29 protein-coding genes are annotated in these 24,090 nt (G+C 55.9%); 9 read left to right on the top strand and 20 right to left on the bottom strand.

The window, feature by feature from the left end; translation table 11 throughout:
- Positions 1–147: 147 nt before the first annotated feature.
- The 6 genes from ABWO67_RS10910 to ABWO67_RS10885 all read right to left on the bottom strand — a co-directional run bounded on the left by ABWO67_RS10910 (position 148) and on the right by ABWO67_RS10885 (position 4,681).
- The gene (locus tag ABWO67_RS10910; RefSeq protein WP_502929999.1) at positions 148–918 is read right to left on the bottom strand and encodes a pyrimidine 5'-nucleotidase; all 771 of its coding nucleotides are present in this window, start codon (positions 916–918) and stop codon (positions 148–150) included.
- The gene (gene argB / locus ABWO67_RS10905) at positions 915–1,814 is read right to left on the bottom strand and encodes an acetylglutamate kinase (RefSeq protein ID WP_353151649.1); all 900 of its coding nucleotides are present in this window, start codon (positions 1,812–1,814) and stop codon (positions 915–917) included. Before argB ends, ABWO67_RS10910 begins: the two co-directional genes overlap by 4 nt.
- A gap of 126 nt (positions 1,815–1,940) precedes the next feature.
- A complete protein-coding gene (locus ABWO67_RS10900; RefSeq protein ID WP_353151646.1) occupies positions 1,941–2,432 on the bottom strand; it encodes a peroxiredoxin family protein in 492 nt (163 codons plus the stop codon).
- Positions 2,433–2,447: 15 nt separating this feature from the next.
- Complete coding sequence (locus ABWO67_RS10895) at positions 2,448–3,152, bottom strand: BON domain-containing protein (protein ID WP_353151643.1); 705 nt, start codon at positions 3,150–3,152, stop codon at positions 2,448–2,450.
- Positions 3,152–3,745 (bottom strand): phosphoheptose isomerase, encoded by a 594-nt coding sequence (locus ABWO67_RS10890; protein ID WP_353151640.1) that lies wholly within the window; start codon positions 3,743–3,745, stop codon positions 3,152–3,154. The genes ABWO67_RS10895 and ABWO67_RS10890 overlap by 1 nt, the downstream gene beginning before the upstream one ends.
- A gap of 429 nt (positions 3,746–4,174) precedes the next feature.
- On the bottom strand, positions 4,175–4,681 hold the full coding sequence (locus tag ABWO67_RS10885; protein WP_353151637.1) for a YraN family protein: 507 nt from the start codon (positions 4,679–4,681) through the stop codon (positions 4,175–4,177).
- 39 nt (positions 4,682–4,720) lie between these two features.
- On the opposite strand from ABWO67_RS10885, the gene rsmI reads away from it, so the two are divergent.
- Complete coding sequence (rsmI, locus tag ABWO67_RS10880; protein ID WP_353151634.1) at positions 4,721–5,656, top strand: 16S rRNA (cytidine(1402)-2'-O)-methyltransferase; 936 nt, start codon at positions 4,721–4,723, stop codon at positions 5,654–5,656.
- A 17-nt stretch (positions 5,657–5,673) separates the two neighbouring features.
- On the opposite strand, the gene ABWO67_RS10875 is transcribed toward rsmI, so the two are convergent.
- The gene (locus ABWO67_RS10875) at positions 5,674–6,654 is read right to left on the bottom strand and encodes a LysR family transcriptional regulator (protein WP_353151632.1); all 981 of its coding nucleotides are present in this window, start codon (positions 6,652–6,654) and stop codon (positions 5,674–5,676) included.
- A 163-nt stretch (positions 6,655–6,817) separates the two neighbouring features.
- On the opposite strand from ABWO67_RS10875, the gene ABWO67_RS10870 reads away from it, so the two are divergent.
- Genes ABWO67_RS10870 through ABWO67_RS10840 form a run of 7 tightly spaced genes read left to right on the top strand, consistent with a single transcriptional unit; the run spans position 6,818 to position 13,563 of the window.
- A complete protein-coding gene (locus ABWO67_RS10870; protein ID WP_353151629.1) occupies positions 6,818–8,122 on the top strand; it encodes an NAD(P)/FAD-dependent oxidoreductase in 1,305 nt (434 codons plus the stop codon).
- Positions 8,119–8,505, top strand: a complete 387-nt coding sequence (locus tag ABWO67_RS10865) for a RidA family protein (RefSeq protein WP_353151626.1) — start codon at positions 8,119–8,121, stop codon at positions 8,503–8,505. The genes ABWO67_RS10870 and ABWO67_RS10865 overlap by 4 nt, the downstream gene beginning before the upstream one ends.
- Before the next feature lie 11 nt (positions 8,506–8,516).
- Complete coding sequence (locus tag ABWO67_RS10860; RefSeq protein WP_353151624.1) at positions 8,517–9,761, top strand: NAD(P)/FAD-dependent oxidoreductase; 1,245 nt, start codon at positions 8,517–8,519, stop codon at positions 9,759–9,761.
- Between the two features lie 11 nt (positions 9,762–9,772).
- Complete coding sequence (locus ABWO67_RS10855; RefSeq protein ID WP_353151621.1) at positions 9,773–10,855, top strand: ABC transporter substrate-binding protein; 1,083 nt, start codon at positions 9,773–9,775, stop codon at positions 10,853–10,855.
- Entirely contained in the window at positions 10,837–11,898 is a 1,062-nt protein-coding gene (locus ABWO67_RS10850) for an ABC transporter ATP-binding protein (protein WP_353151618.1), read from the top strand. The genes ABWO67_RS10855 and ABWO67_RS10850 overlap by 19 nt, the downstream gene beginning before the upstream one ends.
- Positions 11,891–12,772 carry an ABC transporter permease gene (locus tag ABWO67_RS10845; protein ID WP_353151615.1) on the top strand — a complete coding sequence of 294 codons (882 nt, stop codon included), beginning with the start codon at positions 11,891–11,893 and terminating at the stop codon, positions 12,770–12,772. Before ABWO67_RS10850 ends, ABWO67_RS10845 begins: the two co-directional genes overlap by 8 nt.
- Positions 12,773–12,786: 14 nt before the next feature.
- Positions 12,787–13,563: an ABC transporter permease gene (locus ABWO67_RS10840; protein ID WP_353151612.1), complete on the top strand. Its 777-nt coding sequence runs from the start codon at positions 12,787–12,789 to the stop codon at positions 13,561–13,563.
- Between the two features lie 9 nt (positions 13,564–13,572).
- On the opposite strand, the gene ABWO67_RS10835 is transcribed toward ABWO67_RS10840, so the two are convergent.
- The 12 genes from ABWO67_RS10835 to ABWO67_RS10780 all read right to left on the bottom strand — a co-directional run bounded on the left by ABWO67_RS10835 (position 13,573) and on the right by ABWO67_RS10780 (position 22,135).
- A complete protein-coding gene (locus tag ABWO67_RS10835; RefSeq protein ID WP_353151609.1) occupies positions 13,573–14,547 on the bottom strand; it encodes a septal ring lytic transglycosylase RlpA family protein in 975 nt (324 codons plus the stop codon).
- Positions 14,544–15,416, bottom strand: a complete 873-nt coding sequence (rapZ, locus tag ABWO67_RS10830) for an RNase adapter RapZ (protein ID WP_353151606.1) — start codon at positions 15,414–15,416, stop codon at positions 14,544–14,546. Before rapZ ends, ABWO67_RS10835 begins: the two co-directional genes overlap by 4 nt.
- Before the next feature lie 86 nt (positions 15,417–15,502).
- Complete coding sequence (hprK, locus tag ABWO67_RS10825) at positions 15,503–16,432, bottom strand: HPr(Ser) kinase/phosphatase (protein WP_353151603.1); 930 nt, start codon at positions 16,430–16,432, stop codon at positions 15,503–15,505.
- Positions 16,416–16,898, bottom strand: a complete 483-nt coding sequence (locus tag ABWO67_RS10820) for a PTS sugar transporter subunit IIA (protein ID WP_353151600.1) — start codon at positions 16,896–16,898, stop codon at positions 16,416–16,418. The genes hprK and ABWO67_RS10820 overlap by 17 nt, the downstream gene beginning before the upstream one ends.
- 153 nt (positions 16,899–17,051) lie before the next feature.
- On the bottom strand, positions 17,052–17,381 hold the full coding sequence (gene hpf / locus ABWO67_RS10815) for a ribosome hibernation-promoting factor, HPF/YfiA family (protein ID WP_353151597.1): 330 nt from the start codon (positions 17,379–17,381) through the stop codon (positions 17,052–17,054).
- 247 nt (positions 17,382–17,628) lie between these two features.
- Positions 17,629–17,772 (bottom strand): hypothetical protein, encoded by a 144-nt coding sequence (locus tag ABWO67_RS10810; RefSeq protein WP_353151595.1) that lies wholly within the window; start codon positions 17,770–17,772, stop codon positions 17,629–17,631.
- A 284-nt stretch (positions 17,773–18,056) separates the two neighbouring features.
- On the bottom strand, positions 18,057–18,281 hold the full coding sequence (locus tag ABWO67_RS10805) for a hypothetical protein (RefSeq protein ID WP_353151592.1): 225 nt from the start codon (positions 18,279–18,281) through the stop codon (positions 18,057–18,059).
- Positions 18,282–18,420: 139 nt separating this feature from the next.
- A complete protein-coding gene (gene lptB, locus ABWO67_RS10800; protein ID WP_353151589.1) occupies positions 18,421–19,215 on the bottom strand; it encodes an LPS export ABC transporter ATP-binding protein in 795 nt (264 codons plus the stop codon).
- Positions 19,216–19,254: 39 nt separating this feature from the next.
- The gene (lptA, locus tag ABWO67_RS10795; protein ID WP_353151586.1) at positions 19,255–19,866 is read right to left on the bottom strand and encodes a lipopolysaccharide transport periplasmic protein LptA; all 612 of its coding nucleotides are present in this window, start codon (positions 19,864–19,866) and stop codon (positions 19,255–19,257) included.
- Entirely contained in the window at positions 19,863–20,492 is a 630-nt protein-coding gene (lptC, locus tag ABWO67_RS10790; protein WP_353151583.1) for an LPS export ABC transporter periplasmic protein LptC, read from the bottom strand. The genes lptA and lptC overlap by 4 nt, the downstream gene beginning before the upstream one ends.
- 4 nt (positions 20,493–20,496) lie before the next feature.
- On the bottom strand, positions 20,497–21,096 hold the full coding sequence (locus ABWO67_RS10785; protein ID WP_353151580.1) for a KdsC family phosphatase: 600 nt from the start codon (positions 21,094–21,096) through the stop codon (positions 20,497–20,499).
- A gap of 16 nt (positions 21,097–21,112) precedes the next feature.
- Positions 21,113–22,135: a KpsF/GutQ family sugar-phosphate isomerase gene (locus ABWO67_RS10780; RefSeq protein ID WP_353151577.1), complete on the bottom strand. Its 1,023-nt coding sequence runs from the start codon at positions 22,133–22,135 to the stop codon at positions 21,113–21,115.
- Positions 22,136–22,307: 172 nt separating this feature from the next.
- Between ABWO67_RS10780 and ABWO67_RS10775 the strand changes: the two genes are divergently transcribed.
- Positions 22,308–22,859, top strand: a complete 552-nt coding sequence (locus ABWO67_RS10775; protein WP_353151574.1) for an adenine phosphoribosyltransferase — start codon at positions 22,308–22,310, stop codon at positions 22,857–22,859.
- 37 nt (positions 22,860–22,896) lie between these two features.
- On the opposite strand, the gene ABWO67_RS10770 is transcribed toward ABWO67_RS10775, so the two are convergent.
- A partial coding sequence (locus tag ABWO67_RS10770) for a DUF3400 domain-containing protein (protein ID WP_353151571.1) occupies positions 22,897–24,090 on the bottom strand: 1,194 nt, incomplete at its 5' end.

Here is a 24,090-nt window from a genome sequence, read left to right as displayed (position 1 = left end):
CGAGGCAGACGCGGATACAAGCACGCCGTGCCGGACTGGCCTCACCCACCCCGGATAACGTCACCAGAGCCGGACAACGTCGCTAAAGCACTCATGATGCAAGCACCGCCTCATGCATGTGCCGTAAACACTTGAACCGAAAATGCGCTAACCCAGGCGGGTTGAGCGTGCGCCGCCCAGTCCGTGGCGGCCAACCAGCAGTTTCCCTACCGAATTGACACGTACATCCACGTAATGGCAGCGGCCCCTGTGCAGCGACGAAAAAGGCGTGCCTGGATGGTATATATGAACGGTGCGCATCCCGACCTGGCGTGCCGCTTTCAGGTTGCGCAGCGTATCTTCCACCAGCACCACTTGTCTTGCCGGCACTTTTAGCCTTGCCAGCACTTGCTTCATCAGGGCCGCGGATGGTTTGGGGCGCATGGCGCCTTGAAGCACCATATGGTCGATGGCCCAGAGTCCTTCGAAATGGTGCAGTATTCCCAGTGTTTTCAGGACTTCGCGCGCATACATCAACGGTGCATTGGTCAGCAGGATCTTGCGCCCGTCCAGATGCCGCAGTTTGCGCGCCAGGCCGCTTTCGCCGTGCACTAGCGGAGCCACTTCGAAGCTGTGACTTAGCGCCAGGAAAGTGTTTGCATCGACACCATGGTGCCGCACCATGCCTATGACCGTGGCGCCGTAGCGCTTCCAATAGGTTTTGCGCAGGACGTTGGCGGAAGCCAGGTCGATATCAAGCGTGGTGGCCACGGCATTGGCCATGGCGCTGTCTATTTGCTTGAAAATGGCTTTGGACGCATCGTGCAGCGTATTGTCCAGATCGAACAGCCACACGGTTTGCTGCGAACCCGCCTGCCCCACGGGGCGGGACGGGCGATATGACGCTACCGTGTTGCGCAAGGCCCGCATTGCGGTCAGTGTGAACTGATCATGGTGCCGACGCCGCGGTCGGTAAGAATTTCCAGCAGCAGACAGTGCGGTACGCGCCCGTCGACAACATGTACCGAGGTAACGCCGTTGCGTGCGGCGTCTAGTGCCGACGATATCTTGGGCAGCATGCCGCCTGAAATCGTGCCGTCCGCGAAAAGTTCGTCTATCGTTTGCGCCGATAGCTTGCGCAGCAGTTCGCCATTTTTGTCCAGTACGCCGGGCGTATTGGTCATCATGACCAGTTTTTCCGCGCCCAGGACTTCTGCCATTTTTCCGGCGACCAGGTCGGCGTTGATGTTGTAGGCTGTGCCGTCTTCGCCATACCCGATCGAGGAAATGACAGGGATGAACTGGTCGTCTTGCAGGGCTTTGACCACTGCGGGTTCAACACGGGTAATGTCGCCCACATAGCCGATATCCAGCCATTGGCCCGGGTTTTCCTTGTCTTCCAGCATTTTTTTCTTGGCCTGGATCAGGCAGCCATCCTTGCCGGTCAGCCCCACGGCCTTGCCGCCAGCTTCGTTGATCATCATCACGATGTCTTGCTGCACCTGGCCGCCCAATACCCACTCAACCACTTCCATGGTTTCCGCATCGGTAACCCGCATGCCTTGCACGAAGGTGCCTTCTTTGCCTATGCGTTTAAGCGCGGCATTAATTTGCGGGCCGCCGCCGTGTACCACCACGGGGTTGAGCCCCACCAGCTTGAGCAGCACCACGTCATGGGCGAAGCTGCGCTGCAGCGACTCCTCGGTCATGGCGTTGCCGCCGTATTTGATGACCACGGTCTTGCCATGGAACCGCCGTATGTATGGCAGTGCTTCCGACAATACGTCTGCCTTGACGGTAGAAGAATGAGAGTTGGAGTCGCTGGAAGTGGTCATGTCGCTTTTCAGGTTGGGGCTTGTCGGCCCGTCAGATGTACGAAACCCGGGAATAATACGCCTTTCCCGGGTGCCTAGCAGTGTATGCCAAATAGTGCGGATTGAATTGGCGGGCCTTCAGCCGTTTTACCCCAGCGCCTTGTTGACGGTAGCGAGGAAGGCGGTTTTATCGTAGTTGCCCAGATAGCGCTTGATGATATGGCCGTCTTTATCGATTAGAAATGAGGTGGGCGTGAGCTTTACGTCGCCAAAGGCCTTGGCGATTTCGCCCATGGAGTCGATGGCGACTGGAAATGGAAGTTGGCGAGTGTCGGCGAAGTTCTTGACATAGTTGGCCGGGTCGTATTGCATGGCCACGGCAATGGTTTCAAAGCCCCTGGGCGACAAGTCTTTGTAGTTCTGGATGGCGTCGGGCATTTGCGCGACGCAGGTAACGCAACTGGTCGCCCAGAATTTGACCAGCACGACCTTGCCGCGAAGGTCTTGGGTGGTGATTTTCTGGCCGGTCAATGACGTGAACGTAACATCGGGGGCGGTCTTGGCCGAGCCAGCGAATTGCCAAATGCCAACCCCTGCCAGGGCCAGCAACACTACGGTACCGATAATGACTTTTTTCATTGCACTCTGTATTCGTTACTGCACGGGCATGGTTTCTACGCCACTGCCAGCGGGTGACGCGCTGCCTGTGCTGCTGGTGCCCGAGTCCTGGATTGGAGCTGGCGAGCTTGGCGCATTAATGCTCGCTGCGGACACGATATTAAATAATTTTACTACTTTGTTAATACCGCTGACACCCGATGCGGCGGTGCCTGCCATTTGACCTTCTTCGGCGGTTACCTTGCCAAGTAGGTACACGACGCCGCGTTCGGTGGTGACAATAATAGTGCGGGTGGGCACGCCTTTGGTATTGATCAGCGTGGACTTGACCTTGGAAGTAAGCCAAGTGTCGTTGGTGCGTACGCTAATTGGGGTGACCTCGCCCACGCGCAATTCGTTGACCACTTTTTTGACCTTTTCCACCCGTTTGGCAGCGTTTTCAGCTTGCTGCTTGCCTTGTTCGTTGGGAACGTCGCCAGTCAGCAATACCAGGCCGGCATAAGACGCGGCGTTGACACGGGCATTGTCCTCGGGAAAGAGCTTGCGCATTTCTGCGCCGATTTTCAGTTCAATGGTCTGGTCTTCAACCTGTTCGCCCGCAGTGCGGCGATCGGTGGCGACGGTGGCGGTGGTGGCCGCGGTACCGCCAACAACCAGCAAACCGCAACCGGAAAGGGCAATGGCGCCAGCCAGGCCAAGGCCGGCCAATAATGCTCGTTGAGCGCGTCGTTGTGTAGGCATTAGAGAGTGTCCCCCAGTAATAGTGCGTCGATCCCGTCGCACAATGCGTGCAGGAGCACGATGTGCACTTCTTGAATGCGCATGGTCCGATCGTGCGGAACGCATAGGTGAATATCGGTATCTTGCAGGATTTCAGTGATTTTTCCGCCGCCTTTGCCGGTAAGGGCAATGACTTGCATGTCGCGGTCGTGCGCGGCTTCGATGGCGCGGATCACGTTAGGCGAGTTGCCGCTGGTGGAGATGCCGACAAGCACGTCGCCGGGCTGGCCCAGGGCGGCGACTTGTCTTTCGAAGATGGCGTCGAATCCGTAGTCGTTGCCGACGGCGGTAAGGATGGATGTGTCGGTATTGAGAGCAATGCCGCCCAGAGGGAGGCGGTCGCGTTCGAACCGGCCGACGAGTTCGGCGATGAAGTGTTGTGCGTCGGCAGCTGATCCACCGTTGCCGCAAGCCAGAATTTTGCCGTTATTGGCGAGTGATCCAAATACAAGATCTACTGCCGCTGACAGGGGCTCGGCGAGTTCTCGCGAACTGGCTTTGAAGGCATCGATTGCATCGTTGAAATGCGACGTCATGTGAGATGTCATGTCCATGGCTGCAATTATCTCATGTTCGAATGGGGATGATGTCAATGGACGTAACTATAGGGTGTTTCTTCTTGGTCTGCGAGTTAGGGGCTGGTGCTTAGCATCGGTGTTTCTTTTTCTTGATCCGCGTGCCAGGTCCTGGGAGGAGGTGTTTTGCTCCTCGTTGCCGGTTCGGCGCGCAGGGCGCCGAACGTCGCTTAGCCTCGTTCGTCCACCCCGTACGGGGTTCCCTTCACTTCCGGCTCGCTCGGCCCCGAAAGTCGCTGCAACACCTCCTCCCAGTACCTGCCCCGCTGCGTCATGGAAGCTTGAAACGTCGCTGGCACGAGTCGCGTGCTTGGCATTTTTGCGTGAGGCTGGCGCAATCGTCACCACACCAACGGCGTGTTCAAGATGAATCAAGCAAAAATCGCAGCAATGGCTATATGCCAACAGTCATGCAGAAAAAGCATTCTTGATCCACACCAAACCCTCTGGCTCCACGCCAATCACATCAAACCGGCAGGCTGGCATCACGCCGCGGAAATAACACTCCACTAGCCTCGGCAGAAAATATTGTGCGGTTCTTAGCAGGCGGGCTTGCTTCTGGCGGTTTACACTGGCGGCGGCGCCTCCGTATTGGCGTGAATGTCTTTGACGGACTTCAATAAACACTAGCGTATTGCCATCGACAGCGATCAGGTCGATTTCGCCCGTTTTACTGCGCAAGTTCCGAGCCAACACCGTCAAACCGCAGCTTTGTAAATAATGCAGAGCTTGGTCTTCGGCCTGGTGACCGGTTTGCTGCGACGGAGAGACCGCCGCCATTGCGGTATGAGCCCTCTCCTGGGACTCGTAAGCAGCACAGGCCTTCGTACTGGCCTTCGCCTTGCGCTGACGCTGGCGTATCGCTTTTTGTTGCGCCACCCGCGCAAGTTCGTATAGCCGTTGGTCATCGGCCATGATAATTATCCTTTTCTCTTTAAGGCCCTGTGTTCCAGTATGAGTGAAACGCCCGATTTTTCCGACATCCCTGCGACATGGAAACGTCTCACCGAGCGTGTGGACGCTCAGCATTGGCCGGCGGCAACGCTATATGTGGTGGCGACGCCCATAGGCAACCTGGGCGATTTGAGCCTGCGCGCCTGGCAGACGCTGGCGCGTTGCGATGTGATCGCCGCTGAAGATACTCGCGCCAGTCGACCGTTGATGGATGCTTGGGGTGTCAGCACGCCGCTGATTGCCGCGCATCGTCATAACGAGGCGGAGGCGGCACAGGCGATTGTGGACCGCCTGTCGCGCGGGGAGCGGGTGGCGTTGGTGTCCGATGCGGGGGCGCCTGCGGTAAGCGACCCTGGCGCCCGTATAGTGCGGGCGGCGCGCGATGCGGGTTACGGAGTGGTTGCCATCCCCGGCGCCAGTGCGGTGATTGCCGCGCTGATGGCCAGCGGTGTTACGTCCGATGAAAACCCGGCGTTTGTGTTTGCGGGCTTCATGCCCGCCAAGGCCGGGGCTCGTCAAAAATGGTTGCAGCGCTGGTGCGCTGTGCCTGCGCCTATTGTGATGTTCGAGTCCCCGCACAGGCTGGGTGCTGCGGTGAAAGATATGCTGCAGGTTTGTGGACCGGTTCGCAAGTTGACGATAGCGCGTGAACTGACCAAGCGCTTCGAGCAGGTGGTGACGATGCCGCTAGGCGATGCCGCGGCATGGTTGGCTGACGACTCGCATCGTAGCCAGGGGGAATTCGTGCTGATCGTGCATCAGGCTGATGATGCGGGCGTTGATGATGATATTGACCCATCAAGCGTAGTGCTGCTGGATGCCTTGCTGGAAACCCTGTCGGTGCGGGACGCTGCGCGCGTAGCGGCGAAGGTGACGGGTTTGCCGCGCGATACTTTGTACGCCTTGGCTTTGGCGCGGCAGAACGGGAATACTTAATCCACTCAATCCACGCATTACCGCTGCTTGGGCGCAAAATTCAGCGGCTTGTTGCCTTTGAACCCGTACTTGATTTCGTCGAGTTCACTGCCTTCGCGCACCAGATCGATAAGCAGATTCGCGAGCAGGGCGGCGCTAGGTGTCATGCTGCGGTTTTTGATTTGTACCAGCGCCCATTCGCCAAAACGGTTTCTGGTCATGGGGATATTCAGTTTTACTACCTCGCCGGCTAAAAGGCTGTCTTCCATCATTCGGTTGCTGCTGACAAAAATGATGTCCGAGTCCGGAATAATTTTGCTGATTAAAACGATGTCCTCGCACTCGATATTGACGGCGAATGTGTCGTTGTGATCCAGGCCTATGCTGTGTTTGAGTTCATGGAATACCGGGTTGGGCAGGCTGACAGAGGCGAACGTATAGTTAAGGATTTCTTGCGGTTTAATCCGGCGGTTGTGATCTTTAGCGACTAGGGGATGGTTGGGGTCGCAAAACAGTGCCAGGGTGAGGCCGCCCAAGGGCGTAATCTTGAGCATGGCGTCTTCATCGAGATCGCGAATGTCCGCCATGAAGAAGTCAATCTGGCCTTCTCTGAGGCTGACCAGCAGGTTTTTCCAGTAATCAATGCGCACACGTAGAGAGACTTTGGGATAGCGTTTATGGAATTCCCTGATGCCCGTATCCAGATAGCACTTGGCGGGATACGGGCCCGCACCAACCGAAACTGCGCCTAAAGCGCCGGTCTTCAGGTATTCAATATTCTTGCTGAAGCTCCGAGCCTCGGACAAGAGGTTCTTGGCGTGGTCAACGACGAACTGGCCGGTAGGTGTAATCGATACGCTGTTAGTTGTGCGGTCGAAGATCTGGATGCCAATTTTTTCTTCGATCAAGGAAATACTTTTGCTTAGGGCGGACTGGCAAAGGTGCACGCGTTCAGCCGCTTTGCTGAAGCTGAGCGCTTCAGATAGAGCCACGATATGGTTGAGCTGTTTCAGGTTCATTATGAATCCGATTCATAAGCAGGCTTCGAATTATTCATTTTACAGATTTATGACGCAATGGCATATTGGAACCGTACGTCTCGATTTAATGTAAATCAAGGCGACCTATCCGTCAGTCATTATCTAGAAAAATGGTCTCTGAAGACCAAACGGAGCTTGATTCGTGGCTAAGCATTGCAGTTATGCATCCCCAAGCGGGTGGAACGCCATCGCGAGCAATTGTCGTGTTCAGGGCGCACCGCTCCAGACTGACCTGAAGACACGTTATTTGATCGTGGGTGCTGGGTATGCCGGATTGGCCGCCGCCCGTCGATTGGCCGAGCTATACCCCGACGAAACCATTGTGGTGGTGGATGCCTTGGCGCCGGCCGAAAATAGTTCCGGACGCAACTCGGGCTTCATGATTGATTTGCCTTATGCCAAGATCGTTGCAAACGCCTCTCAGGAAAAAAGTGCTTGGCAAACTAAGCTGCTTCAAGCAGGCAAGGCCTTGTTGGAAGATATCGTCCAGAAGCACAACATTACCTGCGGTTGGGGCGAAACCGGACACTACAAAGCGGCTACCACCCATTTCGGAGTGGGCGAATTGCGGGCTGTGGAACGCACTCTGGAACAAAATCGAGTGCCGTTTCGGCGATTGAGCGCGGGTCAGATACGAGACGAGCTTGGCTCGTCGCACTATAAGCAAGCTATCTGGCTGAAGTACTGCACCTTGGTGCAGCCTGCTGAATTGGTAAACGGGCTGATCGCATCGCTACCGGCCAATGTCAACGTTTTTTTCGATACGCCTGTTACGGCGGTGACGGGTGACAGCCCTTATCTGGTTACTGCCGGCGGCCATCAGATCACCGCTGAGCACTTGCTGTTGTGCGTGAATACCGCAATGCCATGCTTCGGCCACGCGAAATACAAACAGCTCACGCTTTATACCTACGCAGGGTTGTCGCGTGAACTGAGTCAAAGCGAGTCGGAGGCATTTGGATCCGCAGCGGAGTGGGGCATTACGCCTGTGGAGCGGCTGGAGGCGACCAGTCGGAAACTCGGCGGCAAGCGGTTCATGCTGCGTGCGGGGTTTTCATATAAGCGCGAACTGCCCGCCGAAAAAGTCCGGAAGATGCTGGTCGATATGTTGTTGGCCCGTTATCCGCAAATGTCTGCGGATTTATTCGAACACGTTTGGGGAGGCGCGGTGAGCTTGACGCGCAATGGCGATCCTGTTTTCGAGCGTCTGGGCGACAAACTCTATGGGCTGTCCGGTTGCAATGCGTCGGGTATTTTGAAAATGACGATGTTGGGCAAGCTCCTCGTCGACTCCATTGCGGGTGTCCCTTCGGCGCTGTTGAAGCAAACCCAAGAACTGAGCCGGCCCAACTTTATCCCGCCCGATCCCATAAGGCGGATCGCCGTCGATCTAAGCATTAGAAAAATCCAGCATCAAATTAATCAAAGTGAGCGAGCCCCATCATGATCGAAATTATCAAAAGCAATATCGTCAACGCGCCGAATGTTCCTATCAGCAATGCTGTGCTGGCGAACGGCACGATTTATACCGTGCAAATCCCGCGCGATCCCCTGACGTTTTCGCCCAGCGGCGAAGGGGATATCGAACTGCAAGCGACACGTGTCTTTCAGCAGTTGCAGCATGTACTGGAGTGCGGCGGTTCGAACCTGAATCACGTTGCGCAGATGACGATTTATCTCGTGAATAAAGACGACGCCCAGAAAATGAATGATGTCTACAAGACATTTTTTACCAAGCCGCCTTATCCCAACAGGGCCACTGTTGTGGTCAAGGAGTTGTTGGGTCCGAATTGCCTGATTGAAATTGTCGTGCATGCAGTAAAAAGCTAGCCAGGAAGATCATGCAAGCAATCACCATTATTGGCGCCGGAATCGTAGGGATGTGTACGGCGGTGGCGCTTCAGCAGCGCGGCCTGTCGGTCCAGGTTATCGACGAACGCGAACCCGGCACAGGGACTTCATTTGGCAATGCAGGCCTGATCAGTGTAGACAGTTGTGTGCCTATTGCCTTGCCGGGAATGATAAAGAGCGTGCCTAAATGGCTTCTGGATCCGAAAAGCCCGCTAAGCGTCAAGCCCTCTTATTTGCCGTTCGCCGCGTCCTGGCTGTTGCGATGGGTGAAGTCCGGCGCCAGTGAAAGCAAAGCGCTCAAGCAGGGAAGGGCATTGCGTGAACTGCATAAGGATGCGCCGCTGAAATACCGCGAATTGCTTGGCAGCGAGATTTTCGACCAGTCCATTCGGATCACTGGACAACTGCACGTATGGGAGCAAGTCCAGAAAAGCCCAACTGACTTGCTGGGGGAGCGAATTCGTGCCCAGAACGGCGTTACGCCGCGGGAACTGATGGGGCCGGAAATCTTTGATTTGATACCGGAGATGGATCGCAGCATACGGCGCGCGGAATTCTATGAAAAGAATGGTCACGTTACTAATCCGTACTTATTGGTCCAACGCTTGTTCAAAATCTTCACGGATAACGGCGGTCAGTTTTTGCGGCAGAAGGTGGTTGGCATAAGCCGGCAACCCGACAGTAACACCTATCGCATCATGACCTCGGCCAGTGACATTACCGTTCGACAGCTTGTGATTTGCTCGGGAGCCTGGTCCAAGAAAGTGTTATCGGGCTTAGGCGTCAGCCTTCCGTTGGAGACCGAGCGTGGTTATCACGTATCGTTTGACCGCAGCGCCCTGGACTTCAAGATACCTGTTCTGCACAAGGAGAGGGCTTTTGGCGTGACCCCCATGGTTGATAACATCCGCGTCGCAGGCTTTGTCGAGATTGCCGGTCTGGATGCTGCCCCTAAGATGCAAAGGGAAGAGGTGCTGATCAATCATGCGAAACGTTTGTTCCCCTCGCTGGACCTGAGTTTGAAAAAGAATTTTTGGCTGGGTTTCCGTCCATCAACGCCGGATAGCTTGCCAATTTTAGGCCGCCTGGATGCCATGCCCAATCTGTATTTTGGATTCGGTCATGGCCATACGGGTATTACTGGAGCCCCCAAGTCAGCGGAAATTCTGGCGAATATGATCACGGGCGCTCCTAATACTATTGACGTAACACCATACGACATCAAGCGATTCTAGGAGACAAAACGATGAGCAACAGTACTTTCAAGCCAAAAAATACTATTAGCCGGCGGTCGATGTTGAAGATTACCGGGGCAGCGCTGGTAGCCCCCATGATTTGGGTGAAAAACTCTGAGGCGGCCCAAGAGCGTGTCGTGATCCGTTCGCCGGGCGGCGCTTACGACGACATCCGCAAAAAACTGATTTACGAACCGTTTACCAAGGAAACTGGCATACGCGTTATACCAGTGGCCACCACCACGGCCAAGCTGCATGCCATGATTCGTTCTGGCAACATTGAGCTGGATATTATCGACAACGACGACAGTGTGTTGCTGCAATGGGCCGATGAACTGGCTGCGCTGGACTACGCCCACTTCAAATACACCGATCCTGCCGATATTCTGCCGGAATATAAACATGACAACTACGTGGGCAATTTCGTCTATGCCGATGTCATGGGCTACAACACGGGCAAGTTCAACTCAGCGTCGGTACCTGCGAACTGGGTGGATTTCTGGGACTACAAAAAAATCCCCGGTACGCGTGCTCTGGCCGACGTTGACACGGGTGGCCCGAATTTGGAGTTTGCCTTGTTAGCAGACGGCGTGCCGATGGACAAGCTGTATCCGCTGGACCTTCCTCGGGCCTTCAAGGCGTTGTCTCGCATCAAGCCCGGTATCTCGAAATTCTGGACATCTGGAGCGTTGTCGGTGCAAATGCTTTCTACGGGCGATGCCGATGTCAGTTCCGTATGGAGCACCCGCATTCTGAAGGGCATGGAAAGCGGCGCACCGCTGGCAATCAACTGGAACCAGCATAGCGTGCATGTGCAGGCATATGCGGCGCTGAAGAAGGCCAAGAACTTGGAGAACGCGCAAAAGCTGATCGATTTTTGCTTGAGCAAGGAAGTGCAAAGCAAGTTCAGTTCTTTGTGGAACAGCGGACCTGTTACCGAAACCGCATACAAGGCGCTGACACCGGAGCTACGCGAAAAAATCCCGGGCGGCGATCGTACACGCGAACATGGCTTCCTGCTGGACGCGAACTGGTGGGCCAAAAATCGAAATGAAGTAGGCAAGGAGTGGGCAAAGTGGTCACTGAATTCGTAAACCAAAATGGAAGCATCCGCTTCCGCAATATCACCAAGAAATATGGTGATTTGACCGTTGTCGATAGTATCGATCTGGATATCAAGCCAGGGGAGTTCTTTTCCCTGCTTGGCCCCAGCGGGTCGGGCAAGACAACGACGCTTATGATGCTGGCTGGATTCGCGGTGCCCGATAGTGGACAGATATTACTGGACGACAGGGATATCAGCCGACTCAGCCCTCAAGAACGGAACTTGGGCATGGTGTTCCAGAACTATGCCTTGTTTCCGCACATGAGTGTGTTGGACAACGTCATGTTTCCGCTAAAGGTCAGAAAGTATTCCAACAAGGAATGCATGGCCAGGGCGCTGTGGGCGATTGACTTGGTGCGCTTATCGACATTTGCCAAGCGCCTGCCCAAAGAGCTGTCCGGCGGGCAGCAACAGCGTGTCGCGTTGGCACGCGCTATTGTGTTTCATCCTGAAGTGGTACTGATGGATGAGCCGCTGGGGGCGCTGGACAAGAACCTGCGTTATCAAATGCAGATGGAAATTAAGGAGCTGCAGCGCAAACTGAATATGACGGTGGTGTTTGTGACGCATGACCAGGAAGAGGCCATGAACATGTCCGATCGTATTGCGATCATGAATAATGGCAAGATCGAGCAGTTGGGCAGCCCCAAAGAGGTTTATGAGTCGCCACGCAATGTCTTTGCAGCCGGCTTCCTGGGCGAGGCCAACATACTGCCGTATGAAGATCTTGATCCGGACTATCGACGCTATATGAGCATGCAGCCGCAAAACTGCCTGTTCGTGCGTCCCGAACGGGTGTCGCTGACCAGGGCTTCGGCCGAGGAAGCCGTTGATAAAACACGGTTGACCGGTGAGGTCTTGAACGTTTCTTTCCTGGGCAATATCGTGCGCTATCAAGTCAGGATCAACGAGTCCGTCAAGGTGTATGCCGATGCGACCAACTTATCGGATATGCAGGTTTTCGCGGGTGGTGATCGAGTGGCTGTGGGCTGGAAACAGGCCGGAGACATAAGGATAATTCGCCATGAGTGATATTGCCTTGAATGATATCGCCGTTCCTCAGCGCAAAGGATCGAGCTTGCTGCAACTGAAGAACGAGCGGCTGATCTATCCCGTCCTTGCCTTCTTGCTGATTTTTTTTGTTTTGCCTCTGGTGTGGTTCTTTATTAAGTCGGCCATCGACTATGAAGGCAACTTCGGGCGAATGCTGTATCAGACCTTCACGTCGCCATTGTTTATTTCAGTTGCCTGGAAGACCGTTTGGGTCTCGTTGCTTGTGACGATGCTGTCTTTGCTGGCTGCTTATCCCATTGCTTATACGCTTACCCGGTCCAGTTCGCTGACCTTTACCCTGATTATCGTATGCGTCATTGTTCCTTACTTTACGTCCATTATCGTGAGAACTTATTCCTGGATGATCATTCTGGGTACCAAAGGGGTCATCAACGAATTTTTAATAGGTATTGGCATTATCGATAAGCCGCTGAATCTTATGTACAACATGGTGGGCGTGGTGATTGGCATGACCTACGTATTACTACCGTACTTTGTGCTGACGCTATTTTCGACGATGAAGGGCATAGACATGTGGCTGATACAAGCTGGGCGTAGCATGGGAGCGTCCAACTTCTATGTTTTTCGCAAGGTGTTTTTCCCACTGAGCATGCCTGGCATTGTCTCGGGTTTCCTCATCGTTTACATCCTGGCAATAGGTTTTTTTGTGACGCCCGCCCTGATGGGTGGACCGGACGATGTCGTGATGGCGATGCTGATTCAACGGAACATTGAAATCACCATGGATTGGCCGCTGGCTTCGGCGTTGTCGTTGTTTTTGCTGGTTATTACATTAATTATTTATGCTTTTTACTGCAAATACACGGATCTGGACAAGATGCTGGGTAAATAAGGAGGAGCATAAAAATGTTTAATCAAGTCAAGTTCGTCAACCTTATCTCTGGCATCTTGTGCATATTGTTGATTGCCCCCATTCTAATTGTGGTGGCCATTTCATTCGGCGAAAGCAGCTATATGGTCTTTCCGCCAAGCAGTTTTTCCACTAAATGGTATGCGGATTTCTTTACCAGCCCTGAATGGATGAGCTCCTTGATGGTCAGCCTGCTTATTGCGCTGCTGTCGAGCCTGATTTCCACAACACTGGGCTTTCTTGGCGCGTATTCGCTTGTAAGAGGCAAGTACCGGAATAAAAAGCTCATTATTTCGTTTTGCTTGCTGCCATTGATTGTGCCCAGCATTATCACCGCCGTTGCGTTGTACTTTGCCTCGGTGCCTCTGGAGCTGGTGGGGTCGAAAGTATGGATAGCAGTTTGCCATGCCGCGTTGGCAATACCTGTCGTGCTGCTTATCTTGATCAGTTCGCTGCAGGGTATCGACGAGTCGATAGAACGGGCTGCCGAAAGTTTGGGCGCGAGCAAGTTTTATACGTTCACGCGCATTGTGATTCCCATGGCCACTCCCGGGATCATGTCGGCTGCATTCTTCAGCTTTCTGACATCGTTCGATGAGCTGATTATTTCCCTGTTTCTGTCTGGTCTTGAAAGCGAGACTATGCCGGTTCGCATTTGGAATAGTTTGCTTATGAATATCGAGCCCGTCATTGCGTCCATCAGTTCATTCCTGATTGTCATCACGGTAAGTCTATTGCTGTTGGAGTTGCTTGTGCGCAAGCTCCGTGCGTAATCCGTATCGTCAGCGTAACGCGACTGTTGGTTGTATTCCGGTTGTCTGCTGTATGCGCAATGCCGCGTTGACGGCGGCGGTGCGGGATGGGTAGGGGCCGATCTGTACGCGATACAGACTGTTGGCGTTGTCTACCTGGGCGGGTCGGCTTTCAACTTGGTCGATTTGCCCATTTAATTTCTGCGCCAGGCTTGCGGCGGTTTGTTCGACGCTGAAGGCGCCGAACTGCAGATAGATTTGACTTGCATTCCCCATGCTGGTCTGTGCACTGTTCAGGCTGGGAGTTTCGTTGAGTTGCTGTGCTTGCAATACGTCCAGCGCGTCAGGCGTGGGTGGCGCCGCCGCTTGTATGACGGGCTTGGGTGTTGGCCGGGCCGGGGCTATGGGCGTCGCGGCAGGGGTGTCGTGCCGATTATTGCGAATGTCGTCGTTGGTGATGGCTTCCACAATAACCTGGCCGCTACCCGGTGCAATCAGGTCGAGCTTGGCTGCCGCGACATAGGAAAGGTCGATAATGCGCGAGCTGTGAAACGGCCCACGATCGTTAACGCGCACCACAACCGATTTTCCTGTGCGGGCATGGGTCACGCGTGCGTAGCTGGGAATAGGGAGGGTGGGGTGGGCAGCCGACATGACGTACATGTCGTAGGTTTCGCCATTGGCTGTTTTTTTACCGTGGAATTTACGGCCATACCAGGAAGCGGTGCCTTCTTGTCGGAAAGGCTTTTCGTCGCTGACCGGAAAATACTTTTTTCCAAATACGACATAAGGCCTGAAATTGGCGGGCGCATGAGTTTCCAGGCGGGGGACGGCGTTGGGGATGGATTCGATATCGGACGGTACATTGGAGCCCGGGCCGTCGTCCTTGTAGTAACCGCCGCCCCCGCTACTGCTTTTTCCCGTTTGTTTCGTGGAGGAGCAACCCACCAGGATGGCCAGGCTCAGGCATAGAAACGTAGTGATCAGTAAGCGCGGCTGGATCATGGGATATCGGGCGGCGGTTGGTTTCGATGTCGTACCAAAAGCGGGGAATGGTCGGCGAAGCGCCTGGCCAGTTGTTCGGTGACGTACACCGAGCGATGCTTGCCGCCCGTGCAGCCTATGGCGACGGTAAGGTAGTTGCGGGTGTCTTGCATATAAAGCGGTAGCCAGCGCCGGATAAAGCCGGCGATGTCTTCTATCATGGTTTCCACACTGCCGAATTGCGCCAGCCATTGGGCTACGGGTTCGTCGCGGCCGGTCAAGGGGCGTAGCGCCTGATCGTAGTGGGGGTTGGGCAGGCAGCGCACGTCAAATACCAGGTCGGCATCACCGGGCACACCGCGCTTATAGGCGAACGACTCAAAAGTCAGTACGACGGGGGCTCGGTCGGCCTGTACCAGGTCGCGTACCCAGGCACGCAGCTGGCCTGGCGTCAGGTCCGATGTATCGATAACGTGTTCTTGTTCGCGCATGGCTGCAAGCAGTTCGCGTTCAGTGTCTATGCACTCTTGCAGGGAGGGCGATTTTCCCCCTTCTTGCAGGCGATCGGTCAGGGGGTGGCGCCGGCGCGATTCGGAATACCGCTGTTGCAGGGTATGGTCGTTGGCGTCCAGGAAAATGACCCGAAACGCGGTACCCATGGCCCGCAGGCCGGTAATGACGTCGGGCAGCTCGGCCAGTTCGCCGGGTGAGCGGACGTCGATGGCGACGGCGACGCGTTCCAGCCCGCTTTCGCGTGTGCTGGCGATGAATTCGTGCAGGAAGCGTACTGGCAAGTTGTCTACACAGGTGTAGCCACAGTCTTCCAGCAGGCGTAGGGCGACTGACTTGCCCGAGCCGGAAATACCAGTGATGAGAACAATGTTAAGCATGACGTTGGGGTTCCCCACGTAACAAAGATGATGTCCTTGTATTCTATAGGATGGATGGCCGCGAGTTTGCGGACGCGTCTGCCGCGCTAGTCTTGGCGGCTGTTTTCCATGATAGCCAGGGCCTGCCGTTCGATGAATTCACCCATGGTATCGATGCCGCGCAGCGTAAGTATAGTATTGCGCACTGCGGCTTCGACCAGCACGGCCAAGTTGCGGCCGGCGGCCACCTGCAGCATGACCCGGCGTATGGGGATGCCCAGGACGTCTTCGGTTTGGTCCTGCACGGGCAGGCGCTCGAAGGCGTCGGGGGTCGAACGTATCAGGTGGACCAGAAGCTTTAGCTTCATTTTCCGGCGGACCGAGGTTTCGCCGAAAATCGTGCGGATATCCAGCAGGCCCAGGCCGCGGACTTCGAGCAGATTTTGCAACAGCGACGGGCAACTGCCTTCGATCATGTTGGGCGCGGTGCGCGACAGTTCGACGGCGTCATCGGCGACCAGGCCGTGGCCGCGTGAAATCAGTTCAAGGGCCAGTTCGCTTTTGCCCAGGCCGGACTCGCCGGTAATCAGCACACCTACGCCCAGCACGTCCATGAACACCCCATGAGCGGTGGTTTTAGGAGCCAGCCTTTTTCCCAGGTATATGCGCAGCAAGTCGATAAGCTGGGCGGCGTCTATAGGCGTAGACAGCAAGGGGATTTTTTGGTGATCGCAGAAATCGCGCAGATCATCGGGGGCCGTCATGCCTTCGGCGATGAGAATGGCGGGTACACCGCCAGTGACCAGGTCTTCGAGATGGTGGATCCGGCGCTTGATTTCGAAGCGGGTGTAGTAAGACAGCTCTTCGGCGCCAAACACCTGAATGCGCGAGGGGTGGATAAGGTTCAAGTGGCCGACCAGGTCGGCGCCCGACATGCCTACATCAGGAATCAGGCGGTTGGCCGAGTCGGCGCCCGCTACCCAGGTGAATGGGATTTTGTCGGCATTGTCGCTGACGAGCTCATGGATGGTTAGCATGGCTGGCGCCTTGGTCCGGGGAACTGGTCAGGAGTCGATGGATGACGGTCGGGTCGGTTTCGGTGGACAGTGTTTGCCGCAGCCCCGCGTCGGACATGAGCTTCGCGATTTCGGCCAACAGGTCCAGGTGTATTTGCGTAGCCGTTTCGGGAACCAGCAAGATGAATAGCAGGCTTGCCATACGGCCATCGGTGGTGTCGAAGCGCACCGGGTCGGCCAGGCGAATAAAGGCAGCGCAAGGCTCTTTCAGGTCTTTGATGCGGCCATGCGGCACCGCAACATGGTGGCCGAGTGCTGTCGAGCCCAATCGCTCGCGAGCGATGAGGCTTTGAAAAACTGCCGTGCGGGCTATTCCGTGGTGATTTTCGAAAAGCAAACCGGCCTGTTCGAAAGCTCGTTTTTTACTGGTGGCCGCCAGGTCGAGCACAACATTGGACAGCGGCAAGATACGCGACATTAAGTTCATAGGGGTAATTATATGGGCTTTGGGGGCCGCCATACAAAGGGGTATAACTAAGGCCTCAATCGCGAGAGGGCGAGTGAGGCCAGAATGCCAGGTTTTACAGGGGCGCTTAGCCCAGCAGAGGCCGGTCAGGCGCTTGCAAAACTGGGGCGAGTGTTATTCCACGGCTGGGACTTCTTGCCGCTTAACAGGCTCGTGGGAATGGTCTTGTAGTTTGGTTTTGTACTTGATGACCTGCCGATCGGTTTTGTCGGCCAGTAGATCGATAGCACCGTAGAGGTTTTCGTCGTTGGCTTCGCAGTGGATGTCTTTTCCACGTACACGCATCGTGATTTCGGCGGTATGTTTCAGGCGCTCGATCGAGAGTATGACCTGGGTGTCGATGACATTATCAAAATGCCGCGACACGCGCGCCATTTTGTTCATTACATATTCGCGGATGGCTGGGGTGACTTCTAGATGACGACCAATAATACTCAGGTTCATATTGTGCTCTCCTTGCAGAAGTTATAGATGCGCAGCATGCGCGGACAGGGTGTCGGTGTTCTCCTTGTAATACGTTGATAATGATTTCAGTGTATAGGTTATGTGCAGTAAATCAAGTGAGTTTGATCAAAACAATTCCCGTTTGCCTATCCGTCGGGTAGAGGAGTAAGCTAATCAGTTGAGCCGCAAAAAAGCTCTGTTTTTATAGACGCTAGGGGTTCGGAGCTTTTTTCTTGATGCGCGTTTGTCAGGTCGTAGCATCAGTATCTTTTCTTGATGGGCGTGTCAGGTCGGTTGCATCGGTGTTTTCTTTCTTGAATACGCGTGTCAGGTCCTGGGAGGTGGTGTTTTGCTCCTCGTTGCCGGTTCGTCGCCCTGCGGCGCCGAACATCGCTTCGCCCCGCTCATACGCCCGATCGGGCTCCTTTCGCGTGCGTCTCGCTCGTCACCGAAAGTCGCTGCAACACCTCCTCCCAGGACCTGCCCCGCTGTGTCATGGAAGATTGAAACATCGCTGGCACGAGTCGTGTGCTTGGCATTTTGACGTGAGACTGGCGATTCGCGACTGGTGAGCGGACAAGTGGCGGAAGGCAGCCGTGATCGCTGCCGGAAGGCTATCCTGACCACTCACTGTAGCTATTGCGATCGTCACCGCGACCGTCGCTTATACCTGGCTCAATGTCCGGTGTGCCCCGGCAGGCGGGGCGCGCAGGACGAGCGCATGAGTTTTTTTGAGCCTGCCGTGACCGGCGCAAGCATGCCAAGCACTAGCTCGTGCCAGCGATCTTGCAATTGACTTAACGCAGCCGTTGGCACGGTGATGGGAATATGCGCGACTTTCGGGGCTCGCCAGCGGGACGTAGGCGAAGGCAGCCCGAATGGGCGTACGAGCCAGTCCACGCTGGTTCGGCGCGCAGGGCGCCGAATCGGGCCACGAGGAGCGCATATTCCCATCACCGCGCCAACGGCGTGTAAAAACCAGCATCACTGAACAAGGCAGGACCGACCAAGGCATCACTGACGTCACTGAACTGCGAATTTACATCTTGAAGTTCTTGCCCAGGTAAACCTTGCGTACGGCTTCGTTATCGATGATTTCGCTGGGATGACCGTCGGTCAGCACTTTACCTTCGCTGATGATATACGCACGATCGCATATGCCCAGGGTTTCGCGCACGTTGTGATCGGTGATCAGTACGCCGATGTTGCGCCCCTTGAGAAAGTGCACAATGCGCTGGATTTCGATCACGGCGATAGGGTCCACACCGGCGAAGGGCTCGTCAAGCAGAATGAATCGGGGGTGGGTAGCCAGGGCACGGGCGATTTCGACGCGGCGGCGTTCGCCCCCCGATAGGGAAATAGCGGTGTTGCGGCGTATGTGCGAAATTTGCAGTTCGTCGATCAGTGATTCCAGTTGTTCGCCGATTTGCGCCGAACTTAACGACTTGCCGTCATCGTTCAATTGCAGTTCAAGGACGGCGCGAATGTTTTCTTCGACTGTAAGCCGGCGGAAAACAGAGGCGTCCTGGGGAAGGTACGACAGCCCCATGCGCGCACGCTTGTGCATGGGCATGCTGGTGATGGGCGTGCCGTCGATCTCAATGCGGCCGGCGTCGGTGGGTACGATGCCGACGATCATGTAGAAGCTGGTGGTTTTCCCTGCGCCATTGGGGCCTAGCAGGCCTACGACCTCGCCGCTATCGACTGATAACGACACATCGTGGACGACAGTACGTTTGCCATAGGTTTTACGCAAGCCTGTCGCATGCAGGCTGCCGTGGGTGGCGCTGGGAGAGCGGGTTCCACCGTCAGGCGGCTTGGGAGAAGAAAACATAACTTGGGCGTCTTTAGGTGGCGAGTGAGGCTAGGCGCATTATTTGCGTGGTGCCGATTTTTTCTTGCATTCGGCGATTGCAGCGTCGGCTTTGGCTTGTGGCCGGGCCAACGAGCGGACTCGGCCGCCGGGTGCTGCAGAGTCTGCGCCGCCATAGGCTTCGTAGGTGCTGTTCTTTTGATGATAAATAACGCGTTGGCCTTTGACGTTGTCAAACGGTTGGCCGCAGATGAAACGGGTGACGACGGCCTTGCCTATCATTTCGACAGTTTCGGCCTTGCCGTCATATTCCGCCCGTACGCCGCGGGCTTCCAGGACTTCGAATTTTTCAGGGTTTTCCTGGCGTATGAAAACCAGTTCGCCGGGGGCAACCGTGGCAGTGCCGTACTGGAAACCCTGGGCGTCTTCACGCATGGTCAGCTTGTCGGAACGCAGTGTCATCAGGCCGCGCGTCATGATGACGTTGCCGGTGAACACGCTTTCCTTTTTTATGTCGTCATAGTTCAGGGTGTCGGACAAGATCAAGGTGTCGGGTTCTTCGGCAGGGGCGGCGGCCGGGGCCGGCGTCTGGGCTAGTGCCGCGCTTGCCGCACAGGCCAGCATGGCGCTGGTCAGCCAGGCGGCAAAAGATAGGTGGCGCTTGAGAATCATGGTTTTTTTTCTGTGGTGTCAGGTTTTGCGGAGTTGCCTGGCTTGGCTTCTTGGCCAGAGATTTTTACGTCGCTGGCTGAAAATACTTGTAATTGACGGGTCTTGTTATCGTAACGCATACCCTTGCCGTTCATGGTGGACTTGCCATTGATCACGAGCGCGGGCTTATCGGTGAACACTACGTCTTCGTCAGGCATGAGGGTGAGCTGGTCGCTGGTGACGTCCAGCGCTGCCCTGTCCTGGGCCGGGTCGGCCTGCCGGTGCACATGGGCGTTGCCTGTCATGACCACGCGTGACCCGTCCTGGTCCATGACGGCGGTGTCTGAAGTGCCTATGGTAATGGGCGAACCTGGCTGTTGGCCTGTTGCTTTAACTGTTGTGATTTCGTAGGAATCGTCGTCTGGATAATGCTGCATGTAGTTGCCTTCCAGGCGGTTGATGGCAATGCCGGCTTCATCGGTGCGCACCATGACGAAATCGCGGGCCCAGGAATCGGGCTCGTGGGTAATGCGGCGCGGCGGATCGGTAAGGATGGCGCGTTGCGCATAGTCGGCCGCCCACCAGGTCCCGAAAACCAGGGACAGCAGCAAAACCACGGCGATGAGTGCGGGGGCGCGTTCTTTCATAGGCTTACTGGATGACGCCGCTTAGCAATGTGGTGTTGGACGAAAAAAATGCGCTAAGTCGGCCTTGGGCGGCCAGGATAAGGTCGCAGCATTCGCGTACTGCCCCCATGCCGCCGGGTTTGGATGATACCCAATGCGCTACTTGCGATACATAGACGGGGGCGTTGGGCACGCTGGCTGAAAAGCCCACGCGCTGCAGCGCTGCCAAATCGATGATGTCGTCGCCCATGTAGCCGACTTCACTAAGGTCGCAGCCCTGTTCTTGTGCCAGGGCTGAAATGGCTTGCATTTTGTCGCGCACACCCTGCTGTACCAGGTCTATGCCCAGTTCGGCCGCACGGCGCGCCAAAATGGGACCTTGGCGGCCAGTAATCAAGGCCACGGTAATTCCGCTTTCGCGCATCAGGCTCAGGCCATGGCCGTCCAGCGCATTAAAGCACTTGAGTTGTTCGCCATGTTCGCCATACCAAAGGCCGCCGTCGGTGAGCACGCCGTCTACGTCAAACGCCATGACGCGCACTTTGCGCGCCCGCTCGAGTACGGCGGGAGCAATTTTTGCCAGAATTAAAGCTTCGGCAGGATGAGAAATGCTGGGAAGGTGCATGGTGGGAAACCGATTCTTAGAGGACCTTGGCGGCAAGCAGGTCGTGCATATGTAAAGCACCTAATAATAGCCCGGTATCGTCAACAACGAGCATCTGGCTTAGCCGACCTGCGTCCATCAGTGTGGCTGCCTCTATGGCGAGGGCGCCGGGCGATACCGTTTTTGGGTTGTGGCTCATGCCGTCGGCCACGGTAAAGGTTCGGATGTCGCCATGGCGGGCGATCAGGCGGCGCAGGTCGCCATCAGTGAAGATGCCAATGGGCAGGCCCTGGTCGTCGACCACGATGGTCATGCCCATGCCTTTGGCGGACATTTCCACCAGTGCGTCGGGCACCGTGGTGGTTGGCGACACAATGGGCAGCGCGTTGCCCTGGCGCATGACGTCGCGCACGAAAGTCAGCAAGCGGCGTCCCAATGCGCCGCCGGGATGCGAGCGCGCGAAATCTTCGCGGCTGAAGCCGCGTGCTTCCAGGCAGGCGACTGCCAACGCGTCGCCCAAGACTAGCGCTGCAGTGGTGCTGGCGGTAGGGGCCAGATTCAACGGGCAGGCTTCTTGTTCGACATGGGCGTTCAAGTGCAGATCGGCATTGCGCGCCAATTCCGAGTCAGGGTGGCCGGTGATCGAAATCAGGCGGGCGCCCATGCGTGTAGCGACCGTCAGGATAGTGATGAGTTCGTGGGCTGCGCCAGAATAGGAAATGGCCAGGACGATGTCTTGCCGAGTCAGCATGCCAAGGTCGCCGTGTATGGCTTCGGCGCCGTGCATAAAAAATGCAGGTGTGCCTGTGGAAGCTAGTGTGGCGGCGATTTTCTTGGCGATATGCCCGGACTTGCCTATGCCTGTGACGACCACGCGCCCTTCGCAGCGTAATAGCATGGAGACGGCTTGTTCAAACGAGGCGTCAAGGCTGGCATCCAGCGCCTGCAGTGCGGCGATCTCGATTTTGAAGGTGCGGTGCGCAGACTCCAGGGCGCCAGTCGTTTCAGCGAAGGGCGTGTTCTGGCTATTTGCAGAAGCGAGAGAATGTATTTTTTCCATTTGCTGATTTTAAACGCACAAAGGTGCGTGGTTTATTTGTAACGGCATCAATTGTATAAAGCAGTGGAACGGCGGGCCGCGTATAGTTATGAGTTGGCTGAAAGCGCTTTTCGTAACAATACCGCTTACTCAGTCCATTCTTCTTCTGTTTTCTTCAGTTTTGGCGATTTACATGCACATTGATCCTGCCGTCTACGTTCGCAACACGATTCGTAGCGTCCCCGATTGGCCCAAGCCTGGTATTACTTTTCGCGATATTACTCCGGTCTTGCAAGACCCCCGGTCATTTCGCGTGTTGATCGATTTGTTTGTGTACCGGTACATGCGCCAGCGCCTTGATCTGGTTGCAGGCGTGGACGCCCGCGGTTTTATTCTTGGGTCGGTGCTGGCTTACGAGCTGAACCTGGGATTCGTTCCCGTGCGCAAGAAGGGCAAGCTGCCTTTTCGCACCGTGGCCGAAGAGTATTCGCTGGAATACGGCAATGCCGCGGTTGAAATGCATACAGATTCCGTGCGGCCAGGCCAGCGTGTATTGTTGATCGATGACCTGATCGCTACCGGCGGCACCATGGTCGCAGCATCGAAGCTGTTGCAGCGCCTGGGCGCGAACGTGGTCGAAGCGGCTGCCATCATCGATTTGCCGGATCTGGGCGGCTCGCAAGCCTTGAAGGACACCGGGCTCGATATTTACACGGTGTGCAGCTTCAACAGCGACTCGCCCTGAACGAATAGGCCCGGTAACAAGCACCGGGCCTTTTGTATTACACCAGCACCCGCTCAATACCGCCGGTGTTGGCATCGCGTACGTAATCCTGCATCCAGTCCGCACCCAGTATGTGGCGGGCCATTTCCACGACGATGTAGTCCGCATCCATGCCGGTGGCACCTTCAAAGCGCGTCAGCCCTTGCAGGCAAGACGGGCATGACGTAAGGATTTTTACTTCGCCCTCAAAGCCATCGGCGCGTATGCTTGTCGTGTTCTTGGCAAGCTCTTCTTCCTTGCGGAAGCGAATCTGGGTGGAAATGTCTGGACGCGATACGGCCAGCGTGCCCGATTCGCCACAGCACCGATCTGTTTTGATGGCGGTGTCGCCTACCAGCGCCTTGACCGTTTTCATGGGTTCTTGCAGCTTCATGGGCGTGTGGCAAGGGTCGTGATACATGTAGCGCACACCTTGCACGCCATTCATCTCGATGCCTTTTTCAAGCAGGTATTCGTGGATGTCGATCAGGCGGCAGCCCGGGAAGATTTTTTCAAACTCATAGCCCGCCAACTGGTCGTAACAGGTGCCACAGCTGACCACTACCGTTTTGATATCCAGGTAGTTCAACGTCGTGGACATGCGGTGGAACAGCACGCGGTTGTCGGTGATGATTTTCTCGGCCTTGTCGGTCATGCCGTTGGCGCGTTGCGGGTAGCCGCAGCATAGGTAGCCCGGCGGCAAGACCGTTTGTACGCCCGCGTGCCACAGCATGGCCTGGGTTGCCAGGCCGACCTGCGAGAACAACCGTTCCGATCCACACCCCGGAAAATAGAACACCGCCTCGGTTTCAGGCGAGGTGACGGCCGGATTGCGGATAATCGGCACGTAGTTGGCGTCTTCGATATCCAGCAGCTTGCGCGCGGTTTGCTTAGGCAGTCCGCCAGGCATTTTCTTGTTGATAAAGTGGATGACCTGTTCGCGCATGGGTGCCTTGCCCACGGTAGCGGGCGGTGCGGCGATTTGCTTTTTTGCCGGCGCAGCCAGGATGTCGTGAGCCATGCGCTGCACTTTATAGCCGACGTCTATCATGGCCGTGCGCGTCGCCTTGATAACGCGCGGATCTTTGGCGTTAAGGAAGAACATGGCGGCCGTGGTGCCGGGATTGAACGATTTCTTGCCCATGCCGCGCAGCAGTGCGCGCATTTCCATGGACACATCGCCAAAGTCGATATCCACCGGACAGGGGTTGTA

Origin of the sequence: Pollutimonas bauzanensis (assembly GCF_040393045.1) — a bacterium.
GTDB lineage: Bacteria > Pseudomonadota > Gammaproteobacteria > Burkholderiales > Burkholderiaceae_B > Pollutimonas > Pollutimonas bauzanensis_A.
Note: the sequence above shows the minus strand (reverse complement) of the source record. Positions and strands in the feature narration are given on the sequence as shown.

Bases quoted from the DNA above. Each gene is read 5' to 3' on its own strand.
- argB (WP_353151649.1), bottom strand. From the start codon at position 1,814: ATGACCACTTCCAGCGACTCCAACTCTCATTCTTCTACCGTCAAGGCA.
- ABWO67_RS10900 (WP_353151646.1), bottom strand. From the start codon at position 2,432: ATGAAAAAAGTCATTATCGGTACCGTAGTGTTGCTGGCCCTGGCAGGG.
- ABWO67_RS10895 (WP_353151643.1), bottom strand. From the start codon at position 3,152: ATGCCTACACAACGACGCGCTCAACGAGCATTATTGGCCGGCCTTGGC.
- ABWO67_RS10890 (WP_353151640.1), bottom strand. From the start codon at position 3,745: ATGGACATGACATCTCACATGACGTCGCATTTCAACGATGCAATCGAT.
- ABWO67_RS10885 (WP_353151637.1), bottom strand. From the start codon at position 4,681: ATGGCCGATGACCAACGGCTATACGAACTTGCGCGGGTGGCGCAACAA.
- rsmI (WP_353151634.1), top strand. From the start codon at position 4,721: ATGAGTGAAACGCCCGATTTTTCCGACATCCCTGCGACATGGAAACGT.
- ABWO67_RS10875 (WP_353151632.1), bottom strand. From the start codon at position 6,654: ATGAACCTGAAACAGCTCAACCATATCGTGGCTCTATCTGAAGCGCTC.
- ABWO67_RS10865 (WP_353151626.1), top strand. From the start codon at position 8,119: ATGATCGAAATTATCAAAAGCAATATCGTCAACGCGCCGAATGTTCCT.
- ABWO67_RS10860 (WP_353151624.1), top strand. From the start codon at position 8,517: ATGCAAGCAATCACCATTATTGGCGCCGGAATCGTAGGGATGTGTACG.
- ABWO67_RS10855 (WP_353151621.1), top strand. From the start codon at position 9,773: ATGAGCAACAGTACTTTCAAGCCAAAAAATACTATTAGCCGGCGGTCG.
- ABWO67_RS10845 (WP_353151615.1), top strand. From the start codon at position 11,891: ATGAGTGATATTGCCTTGAATGATATCGCCGTTCCTCAGCGCAAAGGA.
- ABWO67_RS10840 (WP_353151612.1), top strand. From the start codon at position 12,787: ATGTTTAATCAAGTCAAGTTCGTCAACCTTATCTCTGGCATCTTGTGC.
- ABWO67_RS10835 (WP_353151609.1), bottom strand. From the start codon at position 14,547: ATGATCCAGCCGCGCTTACTGATCACTACGTTTCTATGCCTGAGCCTG.
- rapZ (WP_353151606.1), bottom strand. From the start codon at position 15,416: ATGCTTAACATTGTTCTCATCACTGGTATTTCCGGCTCGGGCAAGTCA.
- hprK (WP_353151603.1), bottom strand. From the start codon at position 16,432: ATGCTAACCATCCATGAGCTCGTCAGCGACAATGCCGACAAAATCCCA.
- ABWO67_RS10820 (WP_353151600.1), bottom strand. From the start codon at position 16,898: ATGAACTTAATGTCGCGTATCTTGCCGCTGTCCAATGTTGTGCTCGAC.
- hpf (WP_353151597.1), bottom strand. From the start codon at position 17,381: ATGAACCTGAGTATTATTGGTCGTCATCTAGAAGTCACCCCAGCCATC.
- ABWO67_RS10810 (WP_353151595.1), bottom strand. From the start codon at position 17,772: ATGTTCGGCGCCGCAGGGCGACGAACCGGCAACGAGGAGCAAAACACC.
- lptB (WP_353151589.1), bottom strand. From the start codon at position 19,215: ATGTTTTCTTCTCCCAAGCCGCCTGACGGTGGAACCCGCTCTCCCAGC.
- lptA (WP_353151586.1), bottom strand. From the start codon at position 19,866: ATGATTCTCAAGCGCCACCTATCTTTTGCCGCCTGGCTGACCAGCGCC.
- lptC (WP_353151583.1), bottom strand. From the start codon at position 20,492: ATGAAAGAACGCGCCCCCGCACTCATCGCCGTGGTTTTGCTGCTGTCC.
- ABWO67_RS10785 (WP_353151580.1), bottom strand. From the start codon at position 21,096: ATGCACCTTCCCAGCATTTCTCATCCTGCCGAAGCTTTAATTCTGGCA.
- ABWO67_RS10780 (WP_353151577.1), bottom strand. From the start codon at position 22,135: ATGGAAAAAATACATTCTCTCGCTTCTGCAAATAGCCAGAACACGCCC.
- ABWO67_RS10775 (WP_353151574.1), top strand. From the start codon at position 22,308: ATGCACATTGATCCTGCCGTCTACGTTCGCAACACGATTCGTAGCGTC.